Consider the following 23,647-nt stretch of genomic DNA (forward strand, 5'->3'; position numbering starts at 1 on the left):
CTCGTCCGCACCGCAGGGCGACGGGCCGGTGTCGCCTCAGGCCCGGTCGGCCACCAGCTCGTGGGCGATCGACTCGACGGCCGATGCCAGGTGCTCGACGGTGAACCGTCGGGCGACGAGCGCCGGGCCGCCCCGCGCGCGGTCGTGCCACGACGTGTCGAGGAGGGCCTCTCTGAGCAGCAGGGGCCGGCCGGCCTGCACGACGTTCGTCACCTGCGGGTCGAGGTAGTCGGAGACGCCAGTGACGTCGCTGATGACGACCGGTGTGCCCATGGCGAGGTTCTCGAGCAGCACGGTCTGGCCGGAGGACATCTCGGCCTCGCGGAGGGGGAGCACCATGACGTCGGCGTCCGCGTAGAGCTCACGCAGCTCGGCGATCGGGACGTCGCTGCGGAACGAGACGTCGAGACCTTCTGCCAGAGGGGTCGCCTGGGCGCGGTTCCACGCGTCGGTGACGACGACGCAGCGTTCGCCCGGGCGCAGGGCCGCCATGAGCGTCGGGTAGTCCTTGCCGGCGTTGGTGCCGACGGACAACAGACCACCGCCACGCGCGCCCGATCGAGGCGTGAAGAACTCCGTGTCGACGCCGAGCGGGACCGGCCGCAGGTCCTGCAGCGGTCTCCGGAGGCGCCTCGCGAGGTCGTCGCGCTGCGACGACGAGAAGACCGTGATGGCGTCGGCGCCTCGCAGGGCAGTCCTCTGGAGGGCTCCCGCGACCCCGGGGCGCGAGGTGGCCTCGAGCGCTGCGACCGTCATGGCGATCACGGGTCGGCGGACGACACCCAGTCGTCGGAGCAGGAGCGCCGGCAGAGCCGCGGCCTCGTGCGTGGCGATGACGACGTCGACGTCGCGCTGGACCCGCAAGAGCCACAGCAGCTGGGACAGCCGCCAGCCCACTCGTCGGGCAAGGCGTGCCTGTGGTCTCCGGGTGTGGTGCAGCACGGTGTGCCCGCGCCTCTCGAGCTCGCGCATCCCGAAGAGCCGGTGGGAGGGGACCTCTCCCGCGGCGACGGCCGCGAACTCGTGGTCCCAGTCGGACACGAAGAGGGCTGCGATGCGCAGGTGCTCGCGCGCAGGAGTCCCGGTGGTGTCCGTCATGCGCCCAGACTAGGAGCGTCCGTGGCCCCGATCATGCGAAAGGCCCGGCCCGGAACCGCGACAGCCGGTCGAGTTCGGTACGGTCGGGTGCGTGAGTGTTGCGCGCCCCACGACGATCGGTGTCTCGATCCCGATCCCGGCCCCGCACGGTGACTATCTCCAGCACCGCCGGGCCGACTTCGGCGATCCCCAGGCCTGGCAGATCCCCGCGCACATCACGCTGCTTCCGCCGACCGAGGTCGACGCGGAGGCGTATGCCGCCTTCCGGAGCCACTGCGCCGACGTGGCCGCCGCACACGCCCCCTTCGACGTCGTGCTGCGCGGCACGGGGACCTTCCGTCCGCTGTCCGACGTCGTCTTCATCCAGGTGGCCCAGGGCGTCTCGAACTGCGAGGCGCTCGAGGTGTCGCTGCGCTCGGGGCCGGTGAGCCGCGACCTCGATTTCTACTACCACCCGCACGTCACGGTGGCGCACAACGTGCCGGCCGAGTCGCTCGACCGGGCCTTCACCGACCTCGCCGACTACTCCGTCGCGTTCGCGGTCGGCGCGTACCACCTCTACGAGCTGGGCGAGGACGACGTGTGGCGTCCCGTGCACGAGTTCGCCCTCACCGGGGGCTGACGGGTGCCGGCGTGGCGGCCCCTCCTCGACCGGCTCAAGGCCCTGGCGCCGTACCGGGCGTGGACGCGGTTCAGCGAGTCGAGCGGCAACCTGCTCGCGGCCGGGGTCAGCTACTACGCCTTCTTCTCCATCTTCCCGGCCCTCGCCCTCGCCTTCGCGATCTTCGGCTTCGTCCTGCAGGACCGCCCCGACCTCGTCCTCGCGATTGCCGACTCGCTCAACAACGCCCTCCCCGGGATGGTCAAGACGCCGAGCAACCCCGACGGCATCATCAGCATCGAGGCGCCGGCCAGCCTCACGCTGACCCTGACCGGCATCATCTCGTTCGTGACGCTGCTCTTCGCCGGCATGGGGTGGGTCCGGGCCCTGCGCACCGGCATCCGCGGCGTCTTCGGACTGGAGGTCGCGACGCACGCCATAGTGCGGACGATGGCCAGCGACCTCCTCGTCCTCGTGACCGTCGGCACGGCCGTCGCGGTCTCCGCGATCATCACGAGCAGCATCGGAGGTCTGGCCGAACAGGTCGCCGGATGGGTCGGCCTCGAGGGCAACGGACTGCTCGTCGGCCTGCTGGGACTGCTCGTCGGCGTCGTCTTCGACACCTTCATCCTCGTCGTCCTCCTGCGGACACTCTCGGCAGCATCGCTGCCGTTGCGCGACATCCGTCAGGGCGCCGTCATCGGCGCGGTCATCCTCACGCTCCTCAAGCTCTTCGGCGGCTTCCTCGTCAGCCACGCCACCGCGAACCCGCTGCTCGGGGCCGTGGCCCTCTCGGTGGGGCTGCTCTTCTGGCTCGACCTCATGTCCAAGGTCATCCTCCTCTCTGCCGCGTGGGCCGCGAACGACGTCGACCTCGGCGGGCAGGGCGATGACACGGTCCGTTCGATGCCGTCGAGGGCCTCCCGCCCCGTGTTCGTCTCCTCGCTCGCCGACGGTGCCGACACGAGCCTCGTCCCGTATGCCGCGGCCCCGGTCGGGTCGGCGGCGCAGGACCACGGGCGCCGGCAGCCGACGCGAGCGGCGGACCGTGTGAGTGTCGCGGCCGGCGTCGTCATCGGTGCGTTCCTCGCGTCGGCCGTCCGAGGATTGCGTAGGGTCAGGCGACAGTAGGGCCCCGAGGGCCCGGCAGGCCCACGACCGAGGGGAGTCCCGTGCAGCCGCCACAGCAGGACGTCTACGTCGACAACGCCCGACTCGACGTCGCTCCGTTCATCCCGCCGGGCGCGACCCGCGTGCTCGACGTCGGGTGCGGAGCCGGGGGTTTCGGCCCGACCCTCCGGGCGGCGCTCGGTGACCGCGCCACCGTCGTCGGTCTGGAGGCCGTCGCGAGCCAGGCCGAGGCCGCGCGGCACGGCCACGGGTTCGACGAGGTCGTCACGGGCTACTTCCCCGAGGCCCTCGACCGCCCGGGGACGTTCGACGCGATCTTCTTCAACGACGTGCTCGAGCACATCGTCGACCCCTGGCAGGTGCTGCGCGAGGTGCCGCGCTTCCTCTCGCCCGACGGGTGCGTCGTCGCAGCGATCCCGAGCATCCAGTACGCCCCCGTGGTGTTCAAGCTGCTGCGCGGTCGATGGGACTACGTCGACCAGGGCACCCTCGACCGCACGCACGTCCGCTTCTTCACCAGGGCCACGATGGTCGAGATGTTCGAGAGCTGCGGCTACGAGGTGCTCTCCTGCGTCGGGGCCAACACGATGGGCCGACGCTGGGCGGCGAGCGGCAACCCACTCCTTCGGGCAGCCGCTCGCGTGCTGCCCGTGCCGTTCGGCGACATGCGCTTCGTGCACTTCGTCGTGGTCGCGAGGCCCGTGCAGGGATCGGCCCCCGCCGGCGCGTGAGCGTCAGGCTGCGCGGCCGCGGCGCCGTGCGAGCGCGAGGAGCGCGACGGCCGCGGTGACGACGACGCCGGCCCCGGCGAGCACCACGAGCGACAGGGTGCGGTCGTATGCCGTCGCCTCGGTCGTCGGGGCCGCCGCCGGGGCGGGGGTGCCCGTCCCGGACGGGGGTGCGGTGCCCGGGTCACCGCCGGTGCCGGTCGCGCCGCCCGTGGGCAGCGCGGGAAGCTCCGGCGCCGGGGCGGGCGCGGCGGCCTCGCCGGGCTCGACGAGCCGCCCGACGGGTGTGACCCGGTCCGCGTTGGTGAAGCCCCAGTCGAGCAGGGCCGCGGTCGGCTTCCACGAGCCGGTGATGCTGCCCATCTGCGTCACGACGAGGGTGCGCCCACCGCGGGTCGCCGCCCCGACGAACGTGTGCTGGGCGCGGTCGGTGCGGCCCGGCTTGATGCCGATGGCGCCGGGGTAGTGCCGCAGCAGCTCGTTGATGTTGTAGACGTGGAACGCCGGCCACACCTTGCCCTGCTTGTCCTTGCCGCCGGGGAAGACGGCGTCGCGCTTGGTGATCGCGGCGCGGAAGGCGGGCAGCCGCATCGCGTCGCGCCCGATGAGGGCGAGGTCGTAGGCGCTCGAGCGCTGGGCGCCGTCGTCGAGGCCGCTCGGGTCGACGGTGAGCGTGTCGTGCGCGCCGATCTGCTCGGCCTTGGCGTTCATGAGCGCCACGGTGGCGTCGTAGCCCCCGGCGGCGTCGGCCAGGGCGTAGACGGCGTCGTTGGCCGAGAACATGAGCATGGCGTCGAAGAGGCTGGAGACGGGGTAGCGGTTCCCGGCGAGGATGCCGACGCGCGAGCCGGCCGCGTCCTGGGCGTCCTGGCCGGCGACGACGACCCGTCGCGGGTCGAGCCGCGGCATCAGCGTCAGGGCGGTGAGGGTCTTGAGCGTGCTCGCCGGGCGCAGCCACGCGTGCGGTGACTTGGCCGCGAGGATCTCACCCGTCTCGAGGTCGGCCACGACGTACGAGACGTCGTAGACCTCGGGCGGCGCGGGCACGGACGCCGGCCGGTCGACGAGGACGCCGGTCTCGGCCATGCGGGACCCGCCGACGACGCTCTCGGGCTCCCAGGCGGGGTGCGCGAAGGGGGTGGGCGGGGCGTTGCGGCACACGACCCGCACCTTCGGTGGCTTCGGCGCGGTCGCGGTCGCAGTCGTCGCAGTGGGTCTCGCAGTGGGTCTCGCCGCGGGCTCGTCGGTGGGGAAGACCCGCGGCGTCAGCGTCACACCCGACGGGACGGCCTGCCGCGTCTGCCACGGCTGGCACGACGGGGTCACCGCAGGGGCGGCCACCGGGCCTACGACGCGGGGGAGCGGACTGCCGCCGGCGAACGGGGCGGCATACGACGTCGTCACGACGAGCCCGAGCGCGACGGCACTGAGCGTCGCACCCACGGCGGGCACGGTCCACGGTCGGCGTCGGCGGCGATGGGGAGGCGTCATGGCCGGGACAGACTAACCCGCCCCGGAGTTCCGGGGCGGGTCAGCGGTGGTCCTGCGAGGTGGCGCGTCGCGCGTCACTCGCCGCGCATCAGGGCGCCGCGCAGGTCCTTGTTGAGCTGGTTGATGACGTCGAGCGGGATCTCCTTCGGGCACGCCGAGGAGCACTCGCCGATGTTCGTACAGCCGCCGAAGCCCTCGTGGTCGTGCTGGCTCACCATGTTGACGACGCGGGCGTCACGCTCCGGCTGGCCCTGGGGGAGCTCGCCGAGGTGGGTGATCTTCGCGCCCATGAAGAGCATGCCGGACGCGTTCGGGCACGCGGCGACGCAGGCGCCGCAGCCGATGCAGGCCGCCGCCATGAAGGCGCGGTCGGCCTTCGGCTTGGGCACCGGCACCGAGTGGGCCTCGGGGGCCGAGCCGGTGTTGGCGCTGATGAAGCCGCCGGCCTGGATGATCCGGTCGAAGCTGCTGCGGTCGACGACGAGGTCCTTGATGACGGGGAACGCGTCGGCGCGCCACGGCTCGATGGTGATCTCGTCGCCGTCGGAGAAGCTGCGCATGTGCAGCTGGCACGTCGTCGTGACCTCGGGGCCGTGGGCCTTGCCGGAGATCATCAGGCCGCACATGCCGCAGATGCCCTCGCGACAGTCGGAGTCGAAGGCGATCGGCTCCTCGCCGCGGGCGTTGAGCTGCTCGTTGAGCACGTCGAGCATCTCGAGGAAGGACATGTCCTCGGAGATGTCGGTGACCGGGTAGGTCACCATCTCGCCCTTGGCCTTGGGGCCGGACTGGCGCCAGATCTTCAGGGTCAGGTTCACTTGTAGCTCCGCTGCTTCATCTCGACGAATTCGTAGACCAGGTCTTCCTTGTGCAGGACCGGCGTACCGTCCTGGCCGCCCCACTCCCACGCGGCGACGTAGGCGTACTCGTCGTCGTGACGCAGGGCCTCGCCGTCCTCGGTCTGGGACTCGGCGCGGAAGTGACCACCGCACGACTCGCGGCGGTGCAGCGCGTCGATGCACATGAGCTCACCGAGCTCGAGGAAGTCGGCGACGCGGCCGGCCTTCTCGAGGCTCTGGTTGAGGGTGTCGGCGCTGCCGAGCACCTTGACGTTGCGCCAGAACTCGTCGCGCAGGCCGCGGATGAGGTCGATGGCCTTGAGCAGCCCCTCCTCGGAGCGCTCCATGCCGCAGAACTCCCACATGATGTTGCCGAGCTCCTTGTGGAAGGAGTCGACCGAGCGGTCGCCGTTGATCGACAGCAGCTTGGCCACGCGCGCGTCGACCGAGGCGCGCGCCTCGACGACCGCCTCGTGCGACTCCTCGAGCTTGGGGAAGGGCCCCTTGGCGAGGTAGTCGCGGATGGTGTTCGGCAGGACGAAGTAGCCGTCGGCCAGGCCCTGCATGAGTGCCGAGGCGCCGAGGCGGTTTGCCCCGTGGTCGGAGAAGTTCGCCTCACCGGTGACGAAGAGGCCGGGGATGCTCGACTGGAGGTCGTAGTCGACCCACAGGCCACCCATCGTGTAGTGCACGGCGGGGTAGATGCGCATCGGCACCTCGTAGGGGTTCTCCCCCGTGATCCGCTGGTACATGTCGAGGAGGTTGCCGTACTTCTCGGCCACGGCCTCGGCGCTCATGCGCTTGAGGGCGTCGGTGAAGTCGAGGTAGACGCCGCGACGGAAGTCGCCGACCTTCGGGCCGACGCCGCGACCCTCGTCGCAGACGTTCTTGGCCTGGCGGCTCGCGATGTCACGCGGCACGAGGTTGCCGAAGGAGGGGTAGATCCGCTCGAGGTAGTAGTCGCGGTCCTCCTCGGGGATCTCGCGCGGGTCCTTCTCGCAGTCGGCGGCGTTCTTCGGCACCCAGATGCGGCCGTCGTTGCGCAGCGACTCCGACATGAGCGTCAGCTTGCTCTGGTGCTCGCCGGCGACGGGGATGCACGTCGGGTGGATCTGCGTGTAGCAGGGGTTGGCGAAGTGGGCGCCCTTGCGGTGCGCGCGCCACGTCGCGGTGACGTTGCTGCCCATCGCGTTGGTCGAGAGGAAGAAGACGTTGCCGTAGCCACCGGAGGCGAGCACGACGGCGTCGGCGAGGTGGGTCTCGATCTCGCCCGTGACGAGGTCGCGGGCGATGATGCCGCGCGCCTTCCCGTCGACGACGACGACCTCCAGCATCTCGTGACGGCTGAACATCTCGACGGTGCCGGCCGCGACCTGTCGCTCGAGCGCCTGGTAGGCGCCGATGAGCAGCTGCTGGCCCGTCTGGCCGCGCGCGTAGAAGGTGCGCGAGACCTGCACGCCACCGAACGAGCGGTTGTCGAGCAGGCCGCCGTACTCACGGGCGAAGGGCACACCCTGGGCGACGCACTGGTCGATGATGTTGGCGCTGACCTCGGCGAGGCGGTAGACGTTCGACTCGCGGGAGCGGTAGTCGCCGCCCTTGACGGTGTCGTAGAAGAGACGGAACGTCGAGTCGCCGTCCTCCTTGTAGTTCTTCGCGGCGTTGATGCCACCCTGCGCGGCGATCGAGTGCGCGCGGCGCGGGGAGTCCTGGTAGCAGAAGGACTTGACGTTGTAGCCCGCCTCGCCGAGCGTGGCCGCCGCGGCGCCACCGGCGAGGCCGGTGCCGACGATGATGACGGTGAGCTTGCGCCGGTTGGCCGGGTTGACGAGCGCAGCCTCGAACTTGCGCTTGTCCCACCGCTTGTCGATCGGGCCGCCGGGCGCCTTCGTGTCGACGATCGGCTCACCCTCGGTGTAGAGCCCGTGCACGACGCCGGGCGCCGCCTCGCGGGCGGGAGCCGCGGGGGCCTCGGGCGCGACGGTGCTGGCTGTCTGGGTGTCGGTCATGGATCAGTTCCCCTTGACGATTCCGAACAGGATGGCGAGCGGCGGGAGCGCGAAGCCCACGGCGGTCACCAGGGCGATGACGGTGGCGGTCGCCTTGGCGGTGCGGCGCGACCTGGCGCTGCCCGTCCAGCCGAGGGTCTGCGACGCGCTCCACACGCCGTGCCACAGGTGCATGCCCAGCGCGACGAGCGCGAGCAGGTAGATGACGACGACCCACCACACCTGGAAGCTCGAGATGACGAGCTTGCCGGCGCTGTCGCCGACCGCGTCGGGGCCGACGTTGAACTTGAGGATCGTGAACTGGAGCAGGTGCCACACGAGGAAGAGGAGCAGGGCCACGCCGCCCCAGCGCATCATCTTGCTCTTGAGGGTCGCCTTCGCGGCCTCCTTGGCCACGTAGCGGTTCGTGCGCGCGCCCCGGGCCTTGCTCCACAGGTAGAACGCCGACCAGGCGTGCGCGACGAGCGCGACCACGAGCAGGGCGCGGAAGAGCCAGAGGAACCCGCCGAAGGGCAGGATCGGCGTCAGCAGCGTCCGCAGGTGCAGGGCGTACTCGTCGAACGCCTCCACACCGCCGAAGATCTTGAGGTTGCCGTACATGTGCAGCAGCACGTAGAACACGAAGAGCGCGCCCGACAGGGCCATGAGCAGCTTCATGAACACGGTGGTGCGGCGTGCCGACGCAGGTCGAGGAGTTCCCGTCGCTGGGAGAGTGTTGGTGGCCACGTCCGCACCCTATCGCCGCGGTTTCCGCACCCGAATTCCTACCCGCTGGTAAACGGCTTGTTGTGACAATGACGACAAGAACCCTCGACAGGGAGGGCGTATGCCGTCCGCTCAGGCCGCGCGGACGCCGCGGCGGTCCCGGACGACCTGGCCGTAGTGCCCCGCGAGGTCCTCGACGAGGGCGGACCACGACCGCGCGCGGACGCGCAGGCGCCCGCGCCGACCGAGGCCGGCCGCCTGGTCGGGGAGCCGAGCACCCGGGAGACCTGCTCGCGCAGGTCATCGGCGCGGTCCGGGTCGAAGAGGTAGCCGTTGTCGCCGTCCGTGACGAGGTCGACCGGGCCTCCCCGGCGCGGCGCGACGACGGGCAGACCGGTCGCGCCGGCCTCCTGGATCGTCTGCCCGAACGTCTCGGCGGTCCCGGTGTGGACGAAGAGGTCGAGGCAGGCGTAGGCCCGGGCGAGGTCGTCACCGTGGCGGGGGCCGAGGAAGACGGGTGGCCGGTTCGGCCGCGTCGGTGAGGCGGCCACGGCCTCCGCGAGCACGGCTCCGAGCGCGCGGCGCGAGGGCCCGTCGCCGACGACGACGAGCCGGGTCGCGGGCAGGTCCGCGACCTCGGCCAGGCGCTCGACCTCCTTCTCGGGTGCGAGCCGCCCGACGTAGCCGACGAGCCGCTCGCCGTCGGGGGCCAGCTCTCGGCGCAGCGCGCGGGTCAGGGCGTCGAGCCGCCACGCCGGGTTGAAGAGGGTGGCGTCCACGCCACGTCCCCAGAAGGCGGTCCGCGGCACCCCCTGGTCCCGGAGGTCGGAGAGCGCCGCCGACGACGGGGCCAGGGTGAGGTCCGCCCATCCGTGGATGCGCCGGATCCAGCGCCACGTCGTCGCGGCCGCTGCCGCACCGGCAGGCCCAGGGGTGTGCTGCCGGACGTAGGCGGCGACGTCGGTCTGGAAGACGGCGACGGTCGGCAGGTCGAGCCGGCGGGCCGCCGCGAGCCCCCGGGCGCCGAGGACGAACGGGCTCGCGACGTGGACGACGTCGGGCGCGAAACCCTCGAGCAGCCGTTCGATCTCCGGCGTCGGCAGGCCGACGTCGAACTGGCGCACCGGGACGGAGGCCACCCGATGCACCGGCGTCCCGTGGAGGACGACCGGGCCGTCCTCGCGGGTCCGGGGCGCGATGACGACGACCTCGTCACCGCGGCGTCGCAGCTCCTCGACGACGCGGCAGACGCTCGTCGTGACGCCGTTGACGGTCGGCAGGAAGGACTCGGTGACGATGGCGACGCGCACGGTTCCACCCTCCCGAGGTCGGGCTCGGTCCGGGCGACGCCCCGGGGTGCGTGGGGTGACACCTCGGTGACGAGCTCGTGCGCGCACCTAGGGTGGTCCCATGGTGCTCCACGCAGCGGCCGCGGCTCTCGACTGGGCCATGGACAAGTCCCTGGTCCTTGGCTACACGAAGATCGGGCCTGCCGTGCGCCGCGCCTGGTGGCCGCACGACCCGGTGCCCGGGGCGCTCGTCGGGCGTCACGTCCTCGTCACCGGCGCGAGCGGTGGCCTCGGTCTGGCGACGGCTCGCGGTCTCTCACACCTCGGCGCCGTCGTGCACATCACCGGCCGCGACGCCTCCCGTCTCGACGACGCCCGCACCCGGCTGCTCGAGGAGCAGCCTCTCGCCGAGGTCACCGCGCACGTCGCGGACGTCAGCGACCTCGCCGCGACGGCCGAGTTCGCGCGCCGGTTCGTCGCGGAGGTGCCGAGGCTGCACGCCGTCGTGCACAACGCGGGCGTCATGCCACCGAGGCGCACGGTCACGCCGGAGGGCCACGAGCTGACCCTGGCCACCCACGTGCTCGGCCCGCACGTGCTCACCTACGGGCTCCGCGCGTCGCTCGCCGGGGGGCGAGTCGTGCTCGTCACGTCCGGCGGTGCCTACGGCCAGCGGCTCGACGTAGACGACTGGGAGTACGCCTCGGGCGACTACTCCGGTGTCACGGCGTACGCCCGCACGAAGCGCATGCAGCTGGTCCTCACCGAGCTGTGGGCGCGAGACCTCGCCTCCGACGACATCCGCGTCCACTCGATGCACCCCGGCTGGGCCGACACCCCGGGCGTCACCGACTCGCTCCCTCGTTTCGCCGCGCTCACGGGTCCGCTGCTGCGCGACGCCGACGCGGGCGCCGACACCGCGGTGTGGCTCACGGCGACCGCCGACGTCATCGGCACCGGGGGCTTCTGGCACGACCGGCGCCGGCGCGCGACGCACTACGCGCCCGTCGGGGTCGAGACGCCGGAGCAGGCGGAGCGGCTCTGGGAGCTCGTTCGCGAGGCGACCGGGGTGCCGGCGGCGGGCGCCTGAGCCGGCCGGACGGCATCCGTCCTCGGCCGCCCGTCAGGGGCGCAGCCAGCAGGTCCACCGCTCGATGCGCAGGTAGCCGAGCTCTCAGAGGAGGTCGGTACGGCCCCGGGCGGTCAGGGTCTCGACGACCTTCTTGACCTCCTGGGCGCGGTCGGGTCGGGTGATGAGCAGGGCGTCCTGCGTGTCGATGACGACGAGGTCGTTGACACCGATGAGGGCGACGAGCCGCCCTCCTGCTGACACCGTGGCGTTCGAGTCGATACTGATGATGTCGTCGGCCGGGCCGATGGCGGTGATGCCCGGCAGCTCCGTCGACTCGGCCACGAGCTTGGTGAGCGAGTTGAAGTCGCCCACGTCGTCCCAGCCGAGCGCGGCGGGCACGACGGTGACGCGGCCTGCGGCGGCAGCGGGCTCGGCGACGGCGTGGTCGATGGCGATCTTCTGCAGGCTCGGCCAGAGGTCGCGCATCCGGCGGGGGTCGGCGGCGATGGTGCGCAGGTGGTCGACCATCTCGGCGTGGTTCTCGGCGAGCAGCTCGAGCAGGGTGGTCGCGCCGACGACGAACATGCCTGCGTTCCAGCGGTACTCGCCGCTCTCGAGGTAGCGGGTCGCCGTCTCGAGGTCGGGCTTCTCGACGAAGTCGTCGACGCGGTGGGCGCTCGGAGCGCCCTCGACGTCGAGCTGCGCGCCGAGCCGGATGTAGCCGAAGCCGGTCGCCGGCTCGGTCGGCTCGATGCCGATGGTGACGAGCTCGCCGCGCCGGGCGAGGACGACGGCCTCGGCGACGGCTCGCTGGAAGTTGACGGGTTCGGTGATGACGTGGTCGGCGGCGAACGAGCCGAGGACCGCCTCGGGGTCACGTCGCTCGAGGACGGCGGCGGCGAGGCCGATGGCGGGCATGGAGTCGCGCGGCGAGGGCTCGCCGATGACGGCGTCGTATCCGAGCATCGGCAGCTGGCGGCGGACGGCCTCCTCGTGGGCGACGCCGGTGACGACGAGGATCCGGTCGTCGACGAGCGGCTCGAGACGGTCCCACGTGGCCCGCAGCAGCGACTGCCCGGACCCCGTCAGGTCGTGCAGGAACTTCGGCGAGCTCCGGCGCGAGATGGGCCACAGCCGGGTGCCCGAGCCGCCGGCGGGGATCACGGCCCAGAAGCCGGGGATGCCTGTCATGGGGGACACCGTACCGACCCGTGCGGCGATGCCCGAACCCGTCCGAACGCGCCGGCGACCCGTCGGGACCGGTCAGCCGATGTCGCGACGGCGCAGGGCCGCGAGACCCGCAGCGCCCAGGGCGGCGGCGACGAGGGTGAGCCCGACGAGGGGTGCCCCCTCGAAGGCCCCGCCGGGCAGCGCCGGCAGGTGCGTGAACGGTGAGAGGTCGACGAGCCACCCCGGCAGGTCGAGCAGGTCGCCGAACTCGCCGAGCAGGAGGAAGACGATGAGCGCGGCCCAGGCCAGGCCGGTGAACCGCGGCAGCGCCCCGTAGAGCAGCACGGCGACGGCCAGGACCACCCACACGGCGGGGAGCGTCGAGAGAGCGGCTCCGGTCAGGCGCCCGACGGTACCGCCGATGTCGCCCACGTCGGCTCCGTGGACGAGGCCGGCCACGGCGACGCTGACGATCATGACGACGGCGGAGGCGACGACGGCGACCGCGATGTGCCCGAGGGCCCACCCGGTCCGCCGCACGGGTGTCGCGAGGAGGGACTCGAGGCGGGTCGTCGTCTCCTCGGTGTGCATCCTCGTGACCAGGGCGACGGCCAGGGCCGACGCGCCGACGGCCGCGAAGTGCAGCTCGGTGGCGAAGTAGATGTCGGTGATCGAGCCGGCGTCACCGCCCATCGCCCGCAGCATGTCGGCGACCTCGGGGGAGTCGACGAACGTCTCCACGCTCCCCGCGATCGACCCGAGGACGACGCCGAGCACGACGTACGCGACGACCCAGCCGACGAGCGTGCCGCGGGCGAGGCGTCGGGTCAGGGCTCCTGCGGTGCTGATGGGGCTGCGCTCGTGACCCGCCCGGCTCGGCAGCACCCCGGACCCGAGGTCGCGCCGGTCGAGCAGCACGAAGGCGGCGGACACGAGCGCGGCGTAGAGCGCGAGACTGAGCACCACGACCCAGTACCGGTTCTCCCCGTAGGGCGAGACCTGGACGCCCCAGCCCAGGGGTGACAGCCAGGACAGCGCGCGCGCCGGGCTGTCGGCCGCGGCGGTGTCGCCCACGGCCCGGACGAGGAAGGCGACGGCCAGCGCACCGAGCGACCACGCAGCGGTGCCGCGGGTGCTCGAGGTCAGCTGGGCGGCGACCGCGGTGACGCCGACCCACGAGAGTCCCATGACGAGCCAGGAGACGCCGAGCGCGACCGAGCCGGCGGGGTCGAGCCCGACGGCGACCGACCAGACGACCGTGAGGACGACCGTGAGCAGCACGGCGGCCGTGCCGAGCAGTACGGCGGCCGTCAGTGCGGCGCGGCGGCCGACCACGCCGGCCCCGAGCAGCTCGAGCCGCCCGGCCTCCTCCTCGGTGCGCGTGTGGCGCCGGACGACGACGTAGGCCAGCAGCGCGAGGAAGACACCGCCGAGGAGCACCGACTTGAAGGTCGCGATCGAGTCGATGCCGAGGCTCGAGATCGGCCCGTACATCGCGACGAGCGCCGGGTTGGCGAGCGTGGAGGCCATCGACTGCTGTGCCGCCCGGAGGTCGGGGAAGAGCGCGAACGTCGCCTGGGCGGAGAGGGCGACGAAGGCGGCGAGGCCGAACGCGCTGACCGGCACGAGCACCCGGTCGCGTCGGGCGGCGAGCCGGAGCAGCGAGGTCGTCCCGGTCAGTCCGGCACCCACCGAGCGCGCTGGCGCGGCGAGGGTCGTCATGACGTCGCCGTCGAGGGCGTGCGGTACTGGTCCATGAACAGCTCCTCGAGCGTCGGCGGGGCGCTCGTCAGGGCCGTGATCCCGTGGGTGCCGAGCACCTCGAGGAGGCGGCCGAGGTCGTCGCCACCGACGGTGCACCTCACCTGGTCCCCGGAGACGACGACGTCGTCGACGCCGGGCAGGCCGGACACCTGCGCGGCGTCGACGGGGCGCGCGAGCGTGGCGCGCACCGTCGTCCGGGACAGGTGGCGCAGCTCGGTCAGGGTGCCCGACTCGACGTTGACGCCGGCGCGGATGATGCTGACGCGGTCGCACACCTGCTCCACCTCGGAGAGGATGTGGCTCGACAGGAGCACGGTGCCGCCGGCGTGCCGGAACTCGTGGACGACGTCGCGGAACACCGCCTCCATGAGCGGGTCGAGGCCAGAGGTCGGCTCGTCGAGGAGCAGCAGCTCGACGTCGGACGACAGGGCCGCGACGAGAGCGACCTTCTGCCGGTTGCCCTTGGAGTACGAACGACCCTTCTTGGTGGGGTCGAGGTCGAAGCGCTCGATCATCGAGGCCCGGCGCTTCTCGTCCACACCGCCGCGCAGCCGGGCGAGGACGTCGATGACCTCGCCTCCGGTGAGGTTGGGCCAGAGCGCGACGTCGCCGGGGACGTAGGCGAGTCGCCGGTGCAGCGTCTCGACCTCGTGCCAGGGGTCGCCGCCGAGCAGCGTGGCGGTGCCGCCGTCGGCGCGGAGCAGGCCGAGCAGGATGCGGATCGTCGTCGACTTGCCCGCGCCGTTGGGGCCGAGGAAGCCGTGGATCTCGCCGGTGGCCACGTCGAGGTCGAGCCCGTCGAGGGCGACCGTGTGCCCGAAGTTCTTGTGCAGGTCGTGGACCTGGATGGCGGAGGTCATGTGTCGACGGTACACAACTTTCACGGTTTACTGAATGCAATGAGAGTTGGGTTAGGGTCGGTCCACGAGACGGAGGAGGAGTGGTGACGACAGTGCGACAGCGTGTGACCCGCGACGAGCGGGCGGTCTCCGCCTACGTCGAGCGTCTCGGCGACACCCTCACCGACGCCGGGATGCCGCGCCTGGCCTCCCGTGTCTTCGCCCAGCTGCTCGCCGACGACGACGGCAGGATGACCGCCGCGGAGCTGACCGAGGCACTCGACGTCAGCCCGGCCGCCGTGTCCGGCGCGGTGCGCTACCTCACCCAGACCTACCTCATCGGCAAGGAGCGCGAGCGGGGGTCACGCCGCGACGTCTACGTCGTGCAGGCCGACGCCTGGCACGGCGCGATGCTCTCCCGCGACCGGATGCTCGCCCAGATCGAGACGAGCCTGCGCGCGGGCGTGCCCGCCGTCGGTGGCCTCGACACCGAGGCGGGGCGGCGCCTGCAGCTCTCGGTCGCCTTCCTCGAGTTCCTCGGCGACCGGCTCGCCGCGCTCGAGGGGGAGTGGGCCGCCCACAAGGCAGAGATCACCCGCGACTGGCCCACCGACGCCTGACCCCAACCGTCGAGAGGCCACGATCTGCCCCCACGGCACCCGTCGAGGGGGCCACGTCCCGTCGGGACCCGGCCCGACGGCATACGCCATCGGTGACGTGAGATCGGCAACGTTCACCCGGCGGGCGGCAGCGGCGGACCGCCACGCCGATACGCTCGGCAGCATGGCTGACAGCACTGGTGCGCGCTCCGAGTCCGACCTGCCCATCGAGCCCGTCTACGACGCATCGGCCCTCGCCGGCTTCGACGCCGACAGCAAGCTCGGCGCGCCCGGCAGCTACCCCTTCACGCGGGGCGTCTACCCGTCGATGTACACCGGACGTCCGTGGACGATGCGGCAGTACGCCGGCTTCGGCACCGCGAAGGAGAGCAACCAGCGCTACCACCAGCTCGTCAAGGCCGGCACGGGCGGACTGTCCGTCGCCTTCGACCTGCCGACGCAGATGGGCTACGACTCCGACGAGGCCATCGCGCACGGCGAGGTCGGTAAGGTCGGCGTCGCCATCGACAGCCTCGACGACATGCGCACGCTCTTCGACGGCCTGCCGCTCGACAAGATCTCGACGTCGATGACCATCAACGCGCCCGGCTCGACGCTGCTCCTGCTCTACCAGCTCGTCGCCGAGGAGCAGGGCGTCGCCGGCGACCAGCTGACGGGCACGATCCAGAACGACGTGCTCAAGGAGTACATCGCACGCGGCACCTACATCTACCCGCCGCGCGAGTCCCTGCGCCTCATCGCCGACATCTTCGCCTACTGCCACAAGGAGATGCCGCGCTGGAACACCATCTCCATCTCCGGCTACCACATGGCCGAGGCCGGGGCGACGCCCGTGCAGGAGATCGCCTTCACCATCGCCAACGCCATCGAGTACGTCCGCGCCGCCCAGGCGGCGGGCCTCCACGTCGACGACTTCGCGCCGCGCCTCTCCTTCTTCTTCGTGGCCCGCACGACCCTCATCGAGGAGGTCGCGAAGTTCCGTGCGGCCCGTCGCATCTGGGCGCGGATCATGAAGGAGGAGTTCGGCGCCCAGAACCCGAAGTCGATGATGCTCCGCTTCCACACGCAGACCGCCGGCGTGCAGCTGACCGCCCAGCAGCCCGAGGTCAACCTCGTCCGGGTCGCGCTCCAAGGTCTCGGTGCGGTGCTCGGCGGCACGCAGTCGCTGCACACGAACTCGTTCGACGAGGCCATCGCCCTGCCGACCGAGAAGGCCGCGCGGCTCGCCCTGCGCACCCAGCAGGTCATCGCCTACGAGACCGACGTGACCAAGACCGTCGACCCGTTTGCCGGTTCGTACGTCGTCGAGTCGATGACCGACGAGATCGAGACCGCGGCGCTGGCCCTCATCCAGGCCGTCGAGGACAAGGGTGGCGCGGTCGCCGCCATCGAGCAGGGTTTCCAGAAGGGCGAGATCGAGCGCTCGGCCTACCGCGTCCAGCTCGAGATCGACAACGGAGAGCGCACCGTCGTCGGGGTCAACCGCTTCGTCCTCGACCAGGAGGACCGCTACGAGCCGCTCCGCGTCGACCCGACGATCGAGGCCGACCAGCGCGCCCGGCTCGAGGCGCTGCGCGCCGACCGCGACAACGACGCGGTGAAGGCGGCACTGGGTCGCCTCCAGGACGCGGCGCGCGGCACCGACAACCTCCTCTACCCGATGAAGGAGGCGCTGGCGGCCCGCGCGACCGGCGGTGAGGTCGCGCACGCCCTGCGCGAGGTCTGGGGCGTCTACCAGCCCCGCGAGACCTTCTGAGACGCACGGCATACGCCCGCCGTATGCCGTATGCCGTATGCCGTGCCGCACGGCCCGACGGACCGCCACGAGCTCCGCCACGGCTGGCGGCTCAGCACGGTTACGACACTGTCGGCAGGTTCGTGGCGGTCGGTCGGCGCACGGCAACCGTCTCGCGCAGGGCGGTCAGGACGTAGTCGGGCTCGAACATCACCTCGTCCCACGTGAACCGGAGCACCACCCAGCCGCGCGCGGCGAGCCCGGTGTAGCGCCGGCAGTCGCGCTTGAGCGCCGGCCGGGTGCCGTGGTTCTCGAAACCCTCGGCCTCGATCACGATGCGCGACGACTCGTCCGCAAGGTCCACCTGGGCGAAGAAGCCGGGCCCCTTGACGACGAACTGGGTCTCGACGCGAAGTCCGTCCACCTGCAGGCACAACGCGCGCAGCACCGACTCGAAGGGATTGGCGGCGCCACGGTCGACGTGCTGCAGCACCCGGCCGACCTTGCGTCGTGACCGGGACGGCAGGCGCAGCGCCAGGTCCCGTACGACGAGCGGTGACAGGCCGGCGCGCCACGACGAGTCAGCCACGGCCAGGGCTTCGTCGAACGGCAGATCGAGGCAGCAGTCGATGACCGTGCGCGCGGGACTCGTCACCCAGCCCTCGGCAATCTCGTCCGACGCCAGGTCGCGCCAGTGACGCACCACCCCGCTCCTCGCCCGTTCCCGCAGCCCGCGGCCGCGCGGCAGTGTCACGTGGGCGACGTCGGGCTCGTGCTTGACCGCCCAACCCCAGTGCAGCGCCGCCGTGAGGTGTGACGCCGTGGCGCTCACGGACTCGGCCGCAGCGCGGGCCGCGAGCAGGCTCGACAAGCCGTAGCGTCCCCGGCCCAGCCGGACGACGCTGCCGTCCTCGAGCGCGCGCCGCAGCTGGCGGCGGCGCACGATCGGCCGCAGCTGCGACCACCTGGCGCTGCCACCGCACTGGGCCAGCACCGTCGCGACGTCCACGGACTCAGGCTGCCCGGCCGCCGCCGACCTCGGCCGAGGTCATCCACAGGACCGACGGACCGCCATGACTCGGGGCCGCAGCGTTCGTCGCGCGCCCGCAGACGGCGTACGCCAGATCGTGGAGGTCCGTCGGCTCGTCGACCCGTCGGGTCGCTGAGGGCGTATGCCGCCTAGCCGGGTCGCGCTCCGACGCGGGCCGCCGCGGCGCTGCCGGCCGCGACCCCGGCACGCAACGCGCTCGACCGGTCCTGGCCGCCGAGCCAGGCCGAGAGGAGCCCGGCGTTGAAGGCGTCGCCGCACCCGGTGGCGTCGACGTTCTCGACGACCGGCGCCTCGGCCGACTCGTCGACGCCGTCGGCACCCACCCACCGCGCCCCGGCCGCGCCGTAGGTCGCGACGACCTCGTTCGTGTGCGCGAGGATCGCGGCCAGCCCCCCGAGCGCCGCGACCTCGTTCTCGTTCGGCAGGAGCAGGTCCACGCCCGACACCCACCCGAGGAACGACTCGACGCCCTCGCGCTCGATGAGCGCGGGCGACTGCGGGTCGACCGACGTCGTCCACCCGAGCGACCGTGCCTGGCGCAGCGACTCGAGGCCGGCAGCGCGGGACCCGGCGTCGAAGAGCACGTAGCCCGAGAGGTGCAGGTGCGGCCGCGGTTCGGCCGGGAGCCGCAGCGCCGCGAGGTCGACGTCCGAGACCGCGAAGGCCTTGTTGGCCCCGCGGTCGGGGAACATCGTCCGGTCGCCATGGGCGTCGAGCAGGATGACGACCATGCACGTCGGCAGGGCGGCGTCGACCGCGAACGCGCAGGTCACGCCGGCCGACTCGAGCTCACGACGACACGTCGTGCCGGCCGCGTCGTCGCCGACTCGGGCCACGAGCGTCACGTCGGCGCCCAGGCCGGCGAGCCACGAGGCGGAGTTGGCGCCCGCCCCGCCCGGCACGAGCGCCACGGCCGACGGGGTGTCGGAGTGCCAGCGGATGTCGCCGGACGGACGGGTGATGACGTCGAGCCCGACGTCACCGACGACGACGACCGGCCGCGTCGTCACGCGCCCGCCGACTGCGCCGTGCCGACCACACCCGCTGACTGCGCGGCGACCTCGGCCGCCACCTCGCCGGCGAGGCGCGCGTTGGACAGGACGAGCTCGACGTTCGCGCGCAGCGACTCGCCGCCGGAGTGGTCGTGGAAGTACTCGAGCAGCCGCGGCGTGACGTCCTTGCCGTGCACGCCCTCGCGCTCGAGCAGCGCCAGGCCCTCGTCGACGAGACGGTCGTGCAGCCCTCGCTCGACCTGGCGGTCGGCGGGCAGGGGGTTGGCGAGCACGACCCCGGCGGCGTCGGTCCCGAGCCGGGCCCGCGCGACGACGACGCGCGCCGCCTCTGCCGCCGACTCGACCCGCCACGGCACGGGCTGGCCCGAGTCCGACAGGTAGAAGCCCGGGAAGGCGTCGGTCCGGTAGCCGAGCACCGGCACGGACAGCGTCTCGAGCGTCTCGAGGGTGCCTGCCACGTCGAGGATCGACTTGACGCCGGCGCACACGACGAGCACCGGCGTGGAGGCGATGACGCCGAGGTCTGCGGAGACGTCGAAGGTCTCGGACGCGCCGCGGTGCACGCCGCCGAGCCCGCCCGTGGCGAAGACGCGGATGCCCGCCAGGTGTGCGAGCGCGGACGTCGACGCCACCGTCGTCGCACCCGAAAGGCCAAGTGCCGCAGCGACGCCCACGTCACGCACCGACAGCTTCGCGATGTCGGGGTCGGTGCAGATGCGCTCGACCTCGGCAGCCCCGAGGCCGATGTGCACGACGCCGTCGAGCACGGCGATCGTCGCGGGCACCGACCCGCCGGCGCGCACGGCGTCCTCGATCTGCCCGCCGATCTCGATGTTGTCGGGGTGGGGGAGGCCGTGGGCGAGGATGGTGCTCTCGAGGGCGACGACGCCGACCCCGGCATCGAGGGCCTCGCGCACCTCCTCGTGGACGACGAGCAGGTCGGACTCGGGCAGGTGCTGCGGCATGGCGCAGAGCCTAGTTCGGTGCGGTCCGGTCACCGCCGTGACCCCGGCCGCTGCGGGGGCACGCGGCGCACTCGCGCATCCCGGGGATCGCGTAGATGAAGCAGCACGACACGCGGGTCGGCTCGGGGCCGACGCTCCCCCCGGCGGCGCCCCGCGCGAGCCGCACGGCCGTGTCCCACATGTCGTCGACGACACCCCACCGCTGCCGCGAACCCATCCTCACGTCGGGTGCGTATGCCGTCACGACCTCCCTGACGAGCGCGAGGTATGCCGCCCGGCTGCGTTCCAGACGCCGTGCGGGGTCGTCGTCGACCTCCAGCGAGGTCCGCTCGGGGGCGACGACGATGCGGAACGGGTTGAGGGCCGGCGCGAGCTCGAAGCCCAGCCCGGCACCCGACGGGACGAGGAGCCAGGGACCGAGCACGGCGGCATACGCGATCGGGGTGGCGGCCACCTCGCACCACCACTGGAGCACGAAGGCGGCAGCGACGTGGGGGCGCACCGTGGCCGCGTTGCGCTGCTCCATCTGCGTCAGCAGCGCCGACCGCCACGGCGCCAGGGGGTCGGCGCCGGTCCGCACGTGGGTCAGCACGTCGGCGCTCCAGACGGTCGCGGAGGAGGCTCGGCTCGTCACGGTGGTGAAGGGCAGCGCCCGGTCGACGAGCCCGACGACGTGCCGGACGGCATCCGTGCCGAGGGACGTCCCGGTAGGTGCTGCCGACTCCACGCGTGGCCCCTCTCTCCGTCGTCAGACCGGTCCCGGCGACCCCGGCGTGCGGGGGTCCGGTCCATCCTCTCGCTAGACTCCCGTGCTCGTGACCGACCGCTCCGCTCCGCTGCCCTTCGAGGCCATCGCCCGAACCGTCGAGCAGCATGCCGCGGAGCTGGTCGCGATCCGTCGCGACCTGCACACGCACCCGGAGCTCGGACGTGGCGAGGTGCGCACGACAGCCGTCGTGGCCGAGCGTCTCGAGCGGGCCGGCATCGGCGTCCGCCGGCTGCGCGGCACGGGGCTCGTCGCCGACCTCGGCGCCGCGAACCCCTCGCACCGGATCGCCCTGCGGGCCGACATCGACGCCCTGCCGATCCGTGAGCAGACGGGCCTCGACTTCGCCTCGCGAACCGACGGTGTCAGCCACTCCTGCGGTCATGACGTCCACACGAGCGCGCTCATCGGCGCGGCGCTCGCGCTCAAGGGGGTCGAGGACCGGCTCGTCGCCGCCGGCGTCGGCGCGCGGCTCGTCTTCCAGCCGGCCGAGGAGCTCATGCCCGGTGGCGCCGAGGACGTCGTGGCGCAGGACGGTCTCGTCGGGGTCGACCGGATCTTCGCGCTCCACTGCGACCCCAGCCTCGACGCGGGCCAGGTGGGCCTGCGCGTCGGCGCCATCACGGCGGCCGCGGACCAGATCGAGGTGACCCTCTCCGGCCGGGGCGGACACACCTCGCGACCCCACCTGACCCAGGACCTGACGTACGCCCTCGCCAAGGTCGTCACCGACGTGCCGGCCGTGCTGTCGCGGCGGCTCGACCCGCGCGCGGGCGCCGCGCTCGTGTGGGGGTCGATCCACTCCGGCGGGGCGCACAACGTCATCCCGTCCTCGGGGAAGGTCGGCGGCACGCTCCGCATGCTCGACGCCGGCATCTGGGAGGGCGTCGAGCGCCTCCTCGAGGCCGTCGTCCACGAGGTCGTCAAGCCGTATGCCGTCCAGGCGGACGTGCTCATCACCAAGGGCGTGCCCCCGGTCGTCAACGACGCCGGCTGCATCGACGCCCTCACGGCGGCCGTCACCGGCACCGGGTCGTTCGTGGCGCCGACGCCGCAGTCGCTCGGCGGCGAGGACTTCGCGTGGTACCTCACCCACGTGCCCGGCGCCATGGCCCGCCTCGGTACCCGCTCGCCCGGCGGTCCGACCTACGACCTGCACCGGGGCGACCTCGTCGTCGACGAGGGCGCCATCGCGGTCGGGGCGCGGACGCTGGCCGGCGTCGTGTTCGCCGCAGCGGCCCGGCTGGCCGGGACACCGGCCCTCGGAGGGGTCTCTCCTCTGAGCGCGGTCGCGGATCGGTAACACTTCCTGCGACTTCCCCCGAGCCGTTCAGATCTTGTCGTGCCGGGGTCTACAGTTCCGTGCTATCTGGGCCGATGTCGTCGTCGGCCCCGCGGAATCTAAGGAGCACCTCTTGCGTCACGCAACCAAGGTCGCGGCCGTTGTCGCCGCCGCCGCGCTGGGCCTCGCGGCCTGCGGCAGCAGCAGCGACAACACGCCCGCGGGCAGCAACACCTCCGCCGGCGGCACCGGCACGCAGGCCGCCGGCAAGAAGCTCGTCGTCGGTATCGCCTACGGCGTCGGCGGTCGTGGTGACCAGTCCTTCAACGCGTCGGCGGCCGTGGGCCTCGACAAGGCGAAGGCCGACCTCGGTGTCGAGTTCAAGGAGGCCACCCAGGTCAACGGTGAGAGCGAGGCTGCCACCGAGGAGCGCCTGCAGCAGTTCATCGACGCGGGCGCGACCCACGTCATCGGTGTCGGCTTCGCCTACGCCAAGGCCATCGGCACGGTCGCCAAGGCCAACCCCGACGTCAAGTTCGCCATCATCGACGACGCGTCCCCCGACTCGGCCGGCGCCAACGTCGCCCAGCTGACCTTCGCCGAGGAGCAGGGCTCCTTCCTCGTCGGCGCGGCCGCCGCCCTGAAGTCCAAGACCAACACGGTCGGCTTCGTCGGTGGTGTCGGTGTCGACCTCATCAAGAAGTTCGAGGCGGGCTACGTCGCCGGCGCCAAGGCGGCCAAGCCGTCCATCGTCGTCAAGAGCCAGTACCTCTCGCAGCCGCCGGACTTCTCGGGCTTCAACGACCCGGCCAAGGGCAAGACGGCCGCCGAGGGCCTCTACCAGGGCGGCGCCGACGTGGTCTACCACGCCGCGGGCGGCTCGGGCAGCGGTGTCTTCACGGCCGCCAAGGCTGCCGGCAAGCTCGCCATCGGTGTCGACTCCGACCAGGCGCTGACGGCCACGCCCGACGTGCGTGACGTCATCCTCACCTCGATGATCAAGAAGGTCGACGTCGCGGTCTACGACTTCCTCAAGTCGGCCTCCGCGGGCACCGACATCACGGGCAACAAGGTCTACGACCTCAAGGCCAACGGTGTCGACTACGCGACCACCGGTGGCAAGGTTGACGACATCAAGAGCCAGCTCGACGGGTTCAAGGCGAAGATCATCTCCGGCGAGATCACGGTCCCGACCAAGCCGTAGTCAGCCGCACCCAGCACCACCTTCAGCACCACCTTCAGCACCACCATCTGCATCACACCCTGATGGGGAGACACGGCCCGTGCGGCGCGGTAGCGTCGTCGCGGGCCGTGTCCGTCCCCAGCACCGCCGGTCGGTCCGACCGGACATGGGGACGGTCCCGTGACGGCCGGCCCGGTGCCCTGACCACCTGCTGCCCGGAGCCCGCACTCCGGGCCCGGACGAGGAGTTGTCGCCATCACTGCATCCGCACCCGAGCGACCGGCCGCCCCCGCTGG

The 23,647-nt window shown here is 72.3% G+C and carries 21 protein-coding genes; 8 read left to right on the forward strand and 13 right to left on the reverse strand.

What is annotated here, in order from left to right:
• Window positions 1-36: 36 nt before the first annotated feature.
• Window positions 37-1,098: a glycosyltransferase family 4 protein gene (locus ACSSS0_RS17315; RefSeq protein ID WP_487228963.1), complete on the reverse strand. Its 1,062-nt coding sequence runs from the start codon at window positions 1,096-1,098 to the stop codon at window positions 37-39.
• A 91-nt stretch (window positions 1,099-1,189) separates the two neighbouring features.
• On the opposite strand from ACSSS0_RS17315, the gene ACSSS0_RS17320 reads away from it, so the two are divergent.
• From ACSSS0_RS17320 to ACSSS0_RS17330, 3 genes are read left to right on the forward strand one after another with little or no spacing between them, the layout of a single operon-like run.
• Window positions 1,190-1,720: a 2'-5' RNA ligase family protein gene (locus ACSSS0_RS17320; RefSeq protein WP_435986694.1), complete on the forward strand. Its 531-nt coding sequence runs from the start codon at window positions 1,190-1,192 to the stop codon at window positions 1,718-1,720.
• 3 nt (window positions 1,721-1,723) lie between these two features.
• Entirely contained in the window at window positions 1,724-2,830 is a 1,107-nt protein-coding gene (locus ACSSS0_RS17325) for a YihY/virulence factor BrkB family protein (protein WP_487228964.1), read from the forward strand.
• Window positions 2,831-2,871: 41 nt separating this feature from the next.
• Window positions 2,872-3,561 (forward strand): class I SAM-dependent methyltransferase, encoded by a 690-nt coding sequence (locus ACSSS0_RS17330; RefSeq protein ID WP_487228965.1) that lies wholly within the window; start codon window positions 2,872-2,874, stop codon window positions 3,559-3,561.
• Between the two features lie 3 nt (window positions 3,562-3,564).
• Here ACSSS0_RS17330 and ACSSS0_RS17335 read toward each other — a convergent pair whose 3' ends face one another.
• The 5 genes from ACSSS0_RS17335 to ACSSS0_RS17355 all read right to left on the reverse strand — a co-directional run bounded on the left by ACSSS0_RS17335 (window position 3,565) and on the right by ACSSS0_RS17355 (window position 9,912).
• Window positions 3,565-5,049: a D-alanyl-D-alanine carboxypeptidase family protein gene (locus ACSSS0_RS17335; RefSeq protein WP_487228966.1), complete on the reverse strand. Its 1,485-nt coding sequence runs from the start codon at window positions 5,047-5,049 to the stop codon at window positions 3,565-3,567.
• Window positions 5,050-5,123: 74 nt separating this feature from the next.
• A complete protein-coding gene (locus tag ACSSS0_RS17340) occupies window positions 5,124-5,867 on the reverse strand; it encodes a succinate dehydrogenase/fumarate reductase iron-sulfur subunit (RefSeq protein WP_487228967.1) in 744 nt (247 codons plus the stop codon).
• The gene (locus tag ACSSS0_RS17345) at window positions 5,864-7,897 is read right to left on the reverse strand and encodes a fumarate reductase/succinate dehydrogenase flavoprotein subunit (RefSeq protein WP_487228968.1); all 2,034 of its coding nucleotides are present in this window, start codon (window positions 7,895-7,897) and stop codon (window positions 5,864-5,866) included. The genes ACSSS0_RS17340 and ACSSS0_RS17345 overlap by 4 nt, the downstream gene beginning before the upstream one ends.
• Window positions 7,898-7,900: 3 nt before the next feature.
• On the reverse strand, window positions 7,901-8,560 hold the full coding sequence (locus ACSSS0_RS17350) for a succinate dehydrogenase cytochrome b subunit (RefSeq protein ID WP_487231222.1): 660 nt from the start codon (window positions 8,558-8,560) through the stop codon (window positions 7,901-7,903).
• A gap of 101 nt (window positions 8,561-8,661) precedes the next feature.
• A complete protein-coding gene (locus ACSSS0_RS17355; protein ID WP_487228969.1) occupies window positions 8,662-9,912 on the reverse strand; it encodes a glycosyltransferase family 4 protein in 1,251 nt (416 codons plus the stop codon).
• A gap of 100 nt (window positions 9,913-10,012) precedes the next feature.
• Here ACSSS0_RS17355 and ACSSS0_RS17360 point away from each other — a divergent pair, with 100 nt between their 5' ends.
• On the forward strand, window positions 10,013-10,981 hold the full coding sequence (locus ACSSS0_RS17360) for an SDR family NAD(P)-dependent oxidoreductase (protein ID WP_487228970.1): 969 nt from the start codon (window positions 10,013-10,015) through the stop codon (window positions 10,979-10,981).
• 84 nt (window positions 10,982-11,065) lie between these two features.
• Here ACSSS0_RS17360 and ACSSS0_RS17365 read toward each other — a convergent pair whose 3' ends face one another.
• The 3 genes from ACSSS0_RS17365 to ACSSS0_RS17375 all read right to left on the reverse strand — a co-directional run bounded on the left by ACSSS0_RS17365 (window position 11,066) and on the right by ACSSS0_RS17375 (window position 14,757).
• Window positions 11,066-12,154, reverse strand: a complete 1,089-nt coding sequence (locus ACSSS0_RS17365; protein WP_487228971.1) for a mannose-1-phosphate guanylyltransferase — start codon at window positions 12,152-12,154, stop codon at window positions 11,066-11,068.
• A gap of 72 nt (window positions 12,155-12,226) precedes the next feature.
• Window positions 12,227-13,855 carry an ABC transporter permease gene (locus ACSSS0_RS17370; protein WP_487228972.1) on the reverse strand — a complete coding sequence of 543 codons (1,629 nt, stop codon included), beginning with the start codon at window positions 13,853-13,855 and terminating at the stop codon, window positions 12,227-12,229.
• Complete coding sequence (locus ACSSS0_RS17375; RefSeq protein WP_487228973.1) at window positions 13,852-14,757, reverse strand: ABC transporter ATP-binding protein; 906 nt, start codon at window positions 14,755-14,757, stop codon at window positions 13,852-13,854. The genes ACSSS0_RS17370 and ACSSS0_RS17375 overlap by 4 nt, the downstream gene beginning before the upstream one ends.
• 83 nt (window positions 14,758-14,840) lie before the next feature.
• Here ACSSS0_RS17375 and ACSSS0_RS17380 point away from each other — a divergent pair, with 83 nt between their 5' ends.
• Window positions 14,841-15,356 carry a GbsR/MarR family transcriptional regulator gene (locus tag ACSSS0_RS17380; protein ID WP_487228974.1) on the forward strand — a complete coding sequence of 172 codons (516 nt, stop codon included), beginning with the start codon at window positions 14,841-14,843 and terminating at the stop codon, window positions 15,354-15,356.
• A gap of 163 nt (window positions 15,357-15,519) precedes the next feature.
• Window positions 15,520-17,112, forward strand: coding sequence for an acyl-CoA mutase large subunit family protein (locus tag ACSSS0_RS17385; RefSeq protein ID WP_487228975.1), 1,593 nt, complete (start codon window positions 15,520-15,522; stop codon window positions 17,110-17,112).
• Between the two features lie 100 nt (window positions 17,113-17,212).
• Here the strand turns inward: ACSSS0_RS17385 and ACSSS0_RS17390 are convergent, their stop codons facing one another.
• From ACSSS0_RS17390 to ACSSS0_RS17405, 4 genes are all read right to left on the reverse strand, one after another.
• Window positions 17,213-18,100 carry a DUF559 domain-containing protein gene (locus tag ACSSS0_RS17390; RefSeq protein WP_487228976.1) on the reverse strand — a complete coding sequence of 296 codons (888 nt, stop codon included), beginning with the start codon at window positions 18,098-18,100 and terminating at the stop codon, window positions 17,213-17,215.
• Window positions 18,101-18,270: 170 nt separating this feature from the next.
• Window positions 18,271-19,152, reverse strand: coding sequence for a carbohydrate kinase family protein (locus ACSSS0_RS17395; protein ID WP_487228977.1), 882 nt, complete (start codon window positions 19,150-19,152; stop codon window positions 18,271-18,273).
• Entirely contained in the window at window positions 19,149-20,120 is a 972-nt protein-coding gene (locus ACSSS0_RS17400; protein WP_487228978.1) for a pseudouridine-5'-phosphate glycosidase, read from the reverse strand. The genes ACSSS0_RS17395 and ACSSS0_RS17400 overlap by 4 nt, the downstream gene beginning before the upstream one ends.
• A gap of 10 nt (window positions 20,121-20,130) precedes the next feature.
• Window positions 20,131-20,847, reverse strand: a complete 717-nt coding sequence (locus ACSSS0_RS17405) for a (2Fe-2S)-binding protein (RefSeq protein ID WP_487228979.1) — start codon at window positions 20,845-20,847, stop codon at window positions 20,131-20,133.
• Between the two features lie 82 nt (window positions 20,848-20,929).
• On the opposite strand from ACSSS0_RS17405, the gene ACSSS0_RS17410 reads away from it, so the two are divergent.
• Entirely contained in the window at window positions 20,930-22,189 is a 1,260-nt protein-coding gene (locus tag ACSSS0_RS17410) for an amidohydrolase (RefSeq protein WP_487228980.1), read from the forward strand.
• Window positions 22,190-22,301: 112 nt separating this feature from the next.
• Window positions 22,302-23,372, forward strand: coding sequence for a BMP family lipoprotein (locus ACSSS0_RS17415; protein ID WP_487228981.1), 1,071 nt, complete (start codon window positions 22,302-22,304; stop codon window positions 23,370-23,372).
• Window positions 23,373-23,647: the final 275 nt, after the last annotated feature.

It is taken from the genome of Terrabacter sp. R4-6, assembly GCF_057529065.1.

What these genes read in the sequence shown, in the direction of transcription:
- ACSSS0_RS17315 (WP_487228963.1), bottom strand. Translation starts at nt 1,098, where the DNA reads ATGACGGACACCACCGGGACTCCTGCGCGCGAGCACCTGCGCATCGCA.
- ACSSS0_RS17400 (WP_487228978.1), bottom strand. Translation starts at nt 20,120, where the DNA reads ATGCCGCAGCACCTGCCCGAGTCCGACCTGCTCGTCGTCCACGAGGAG.
- ACSSS0_RS17375 (WP_487228973.1), bottom strand. Translation starts at nt 14,757, where the DNA reads ATGACCTCCGCCATCCAGGTCCACGACCTGCACAAGAACTTCGGGCAC.
- ACSSS0_RS17385 (WP_487228975.1), top strand. Translation starts at nt 15,520, where the DNA reads ATGGCTGACAGCACTGGTGCGCGCTCCGAGTCCGACCTGCCCATCGAG.
- ACSSS0_RS17360 (WP_487228970.1), top strand. Translation starts at nt 10,013, where the DNA reads ATGGTGCTCCACGCAGCGGCCGCGGCTCTCGACTGGGCCATGGACAAG.
- ACSSS0_RS17345 (WP_487228968.1), bottom strand. Translation starts at nt 7,897, where the DNA reads ATGACCGACACCCAGACAGCCAGCACCGTCGCGCCCGAGGCCCCCGCG.
- ACSSS0_RS17335 (WP_487228966.1), bottom strand. Translation starts at nt 5,049, where the DNA reads ATGACGCCTCCCCATCGCCGCCGACGCCGACCGTGGACCGTGCCCGCC.
- ACSSS0_RS17365 (WP_487228971.1), bottom strand. Translation starts at nt 12,154, where the DNA reads ATGACAGGCATCCCCGGCTTCTGGGCCGTGATCCCCGCCGGCGGCTCG.
- ACSSS0_RS17370 (WP_487228972.1), bottom strand. Translation starts at nt 13,855, where the DNA reads ATGACGACCCTCGCCGCGCCAGCGCGCTCGGTGGGTGCCGGACTGACC.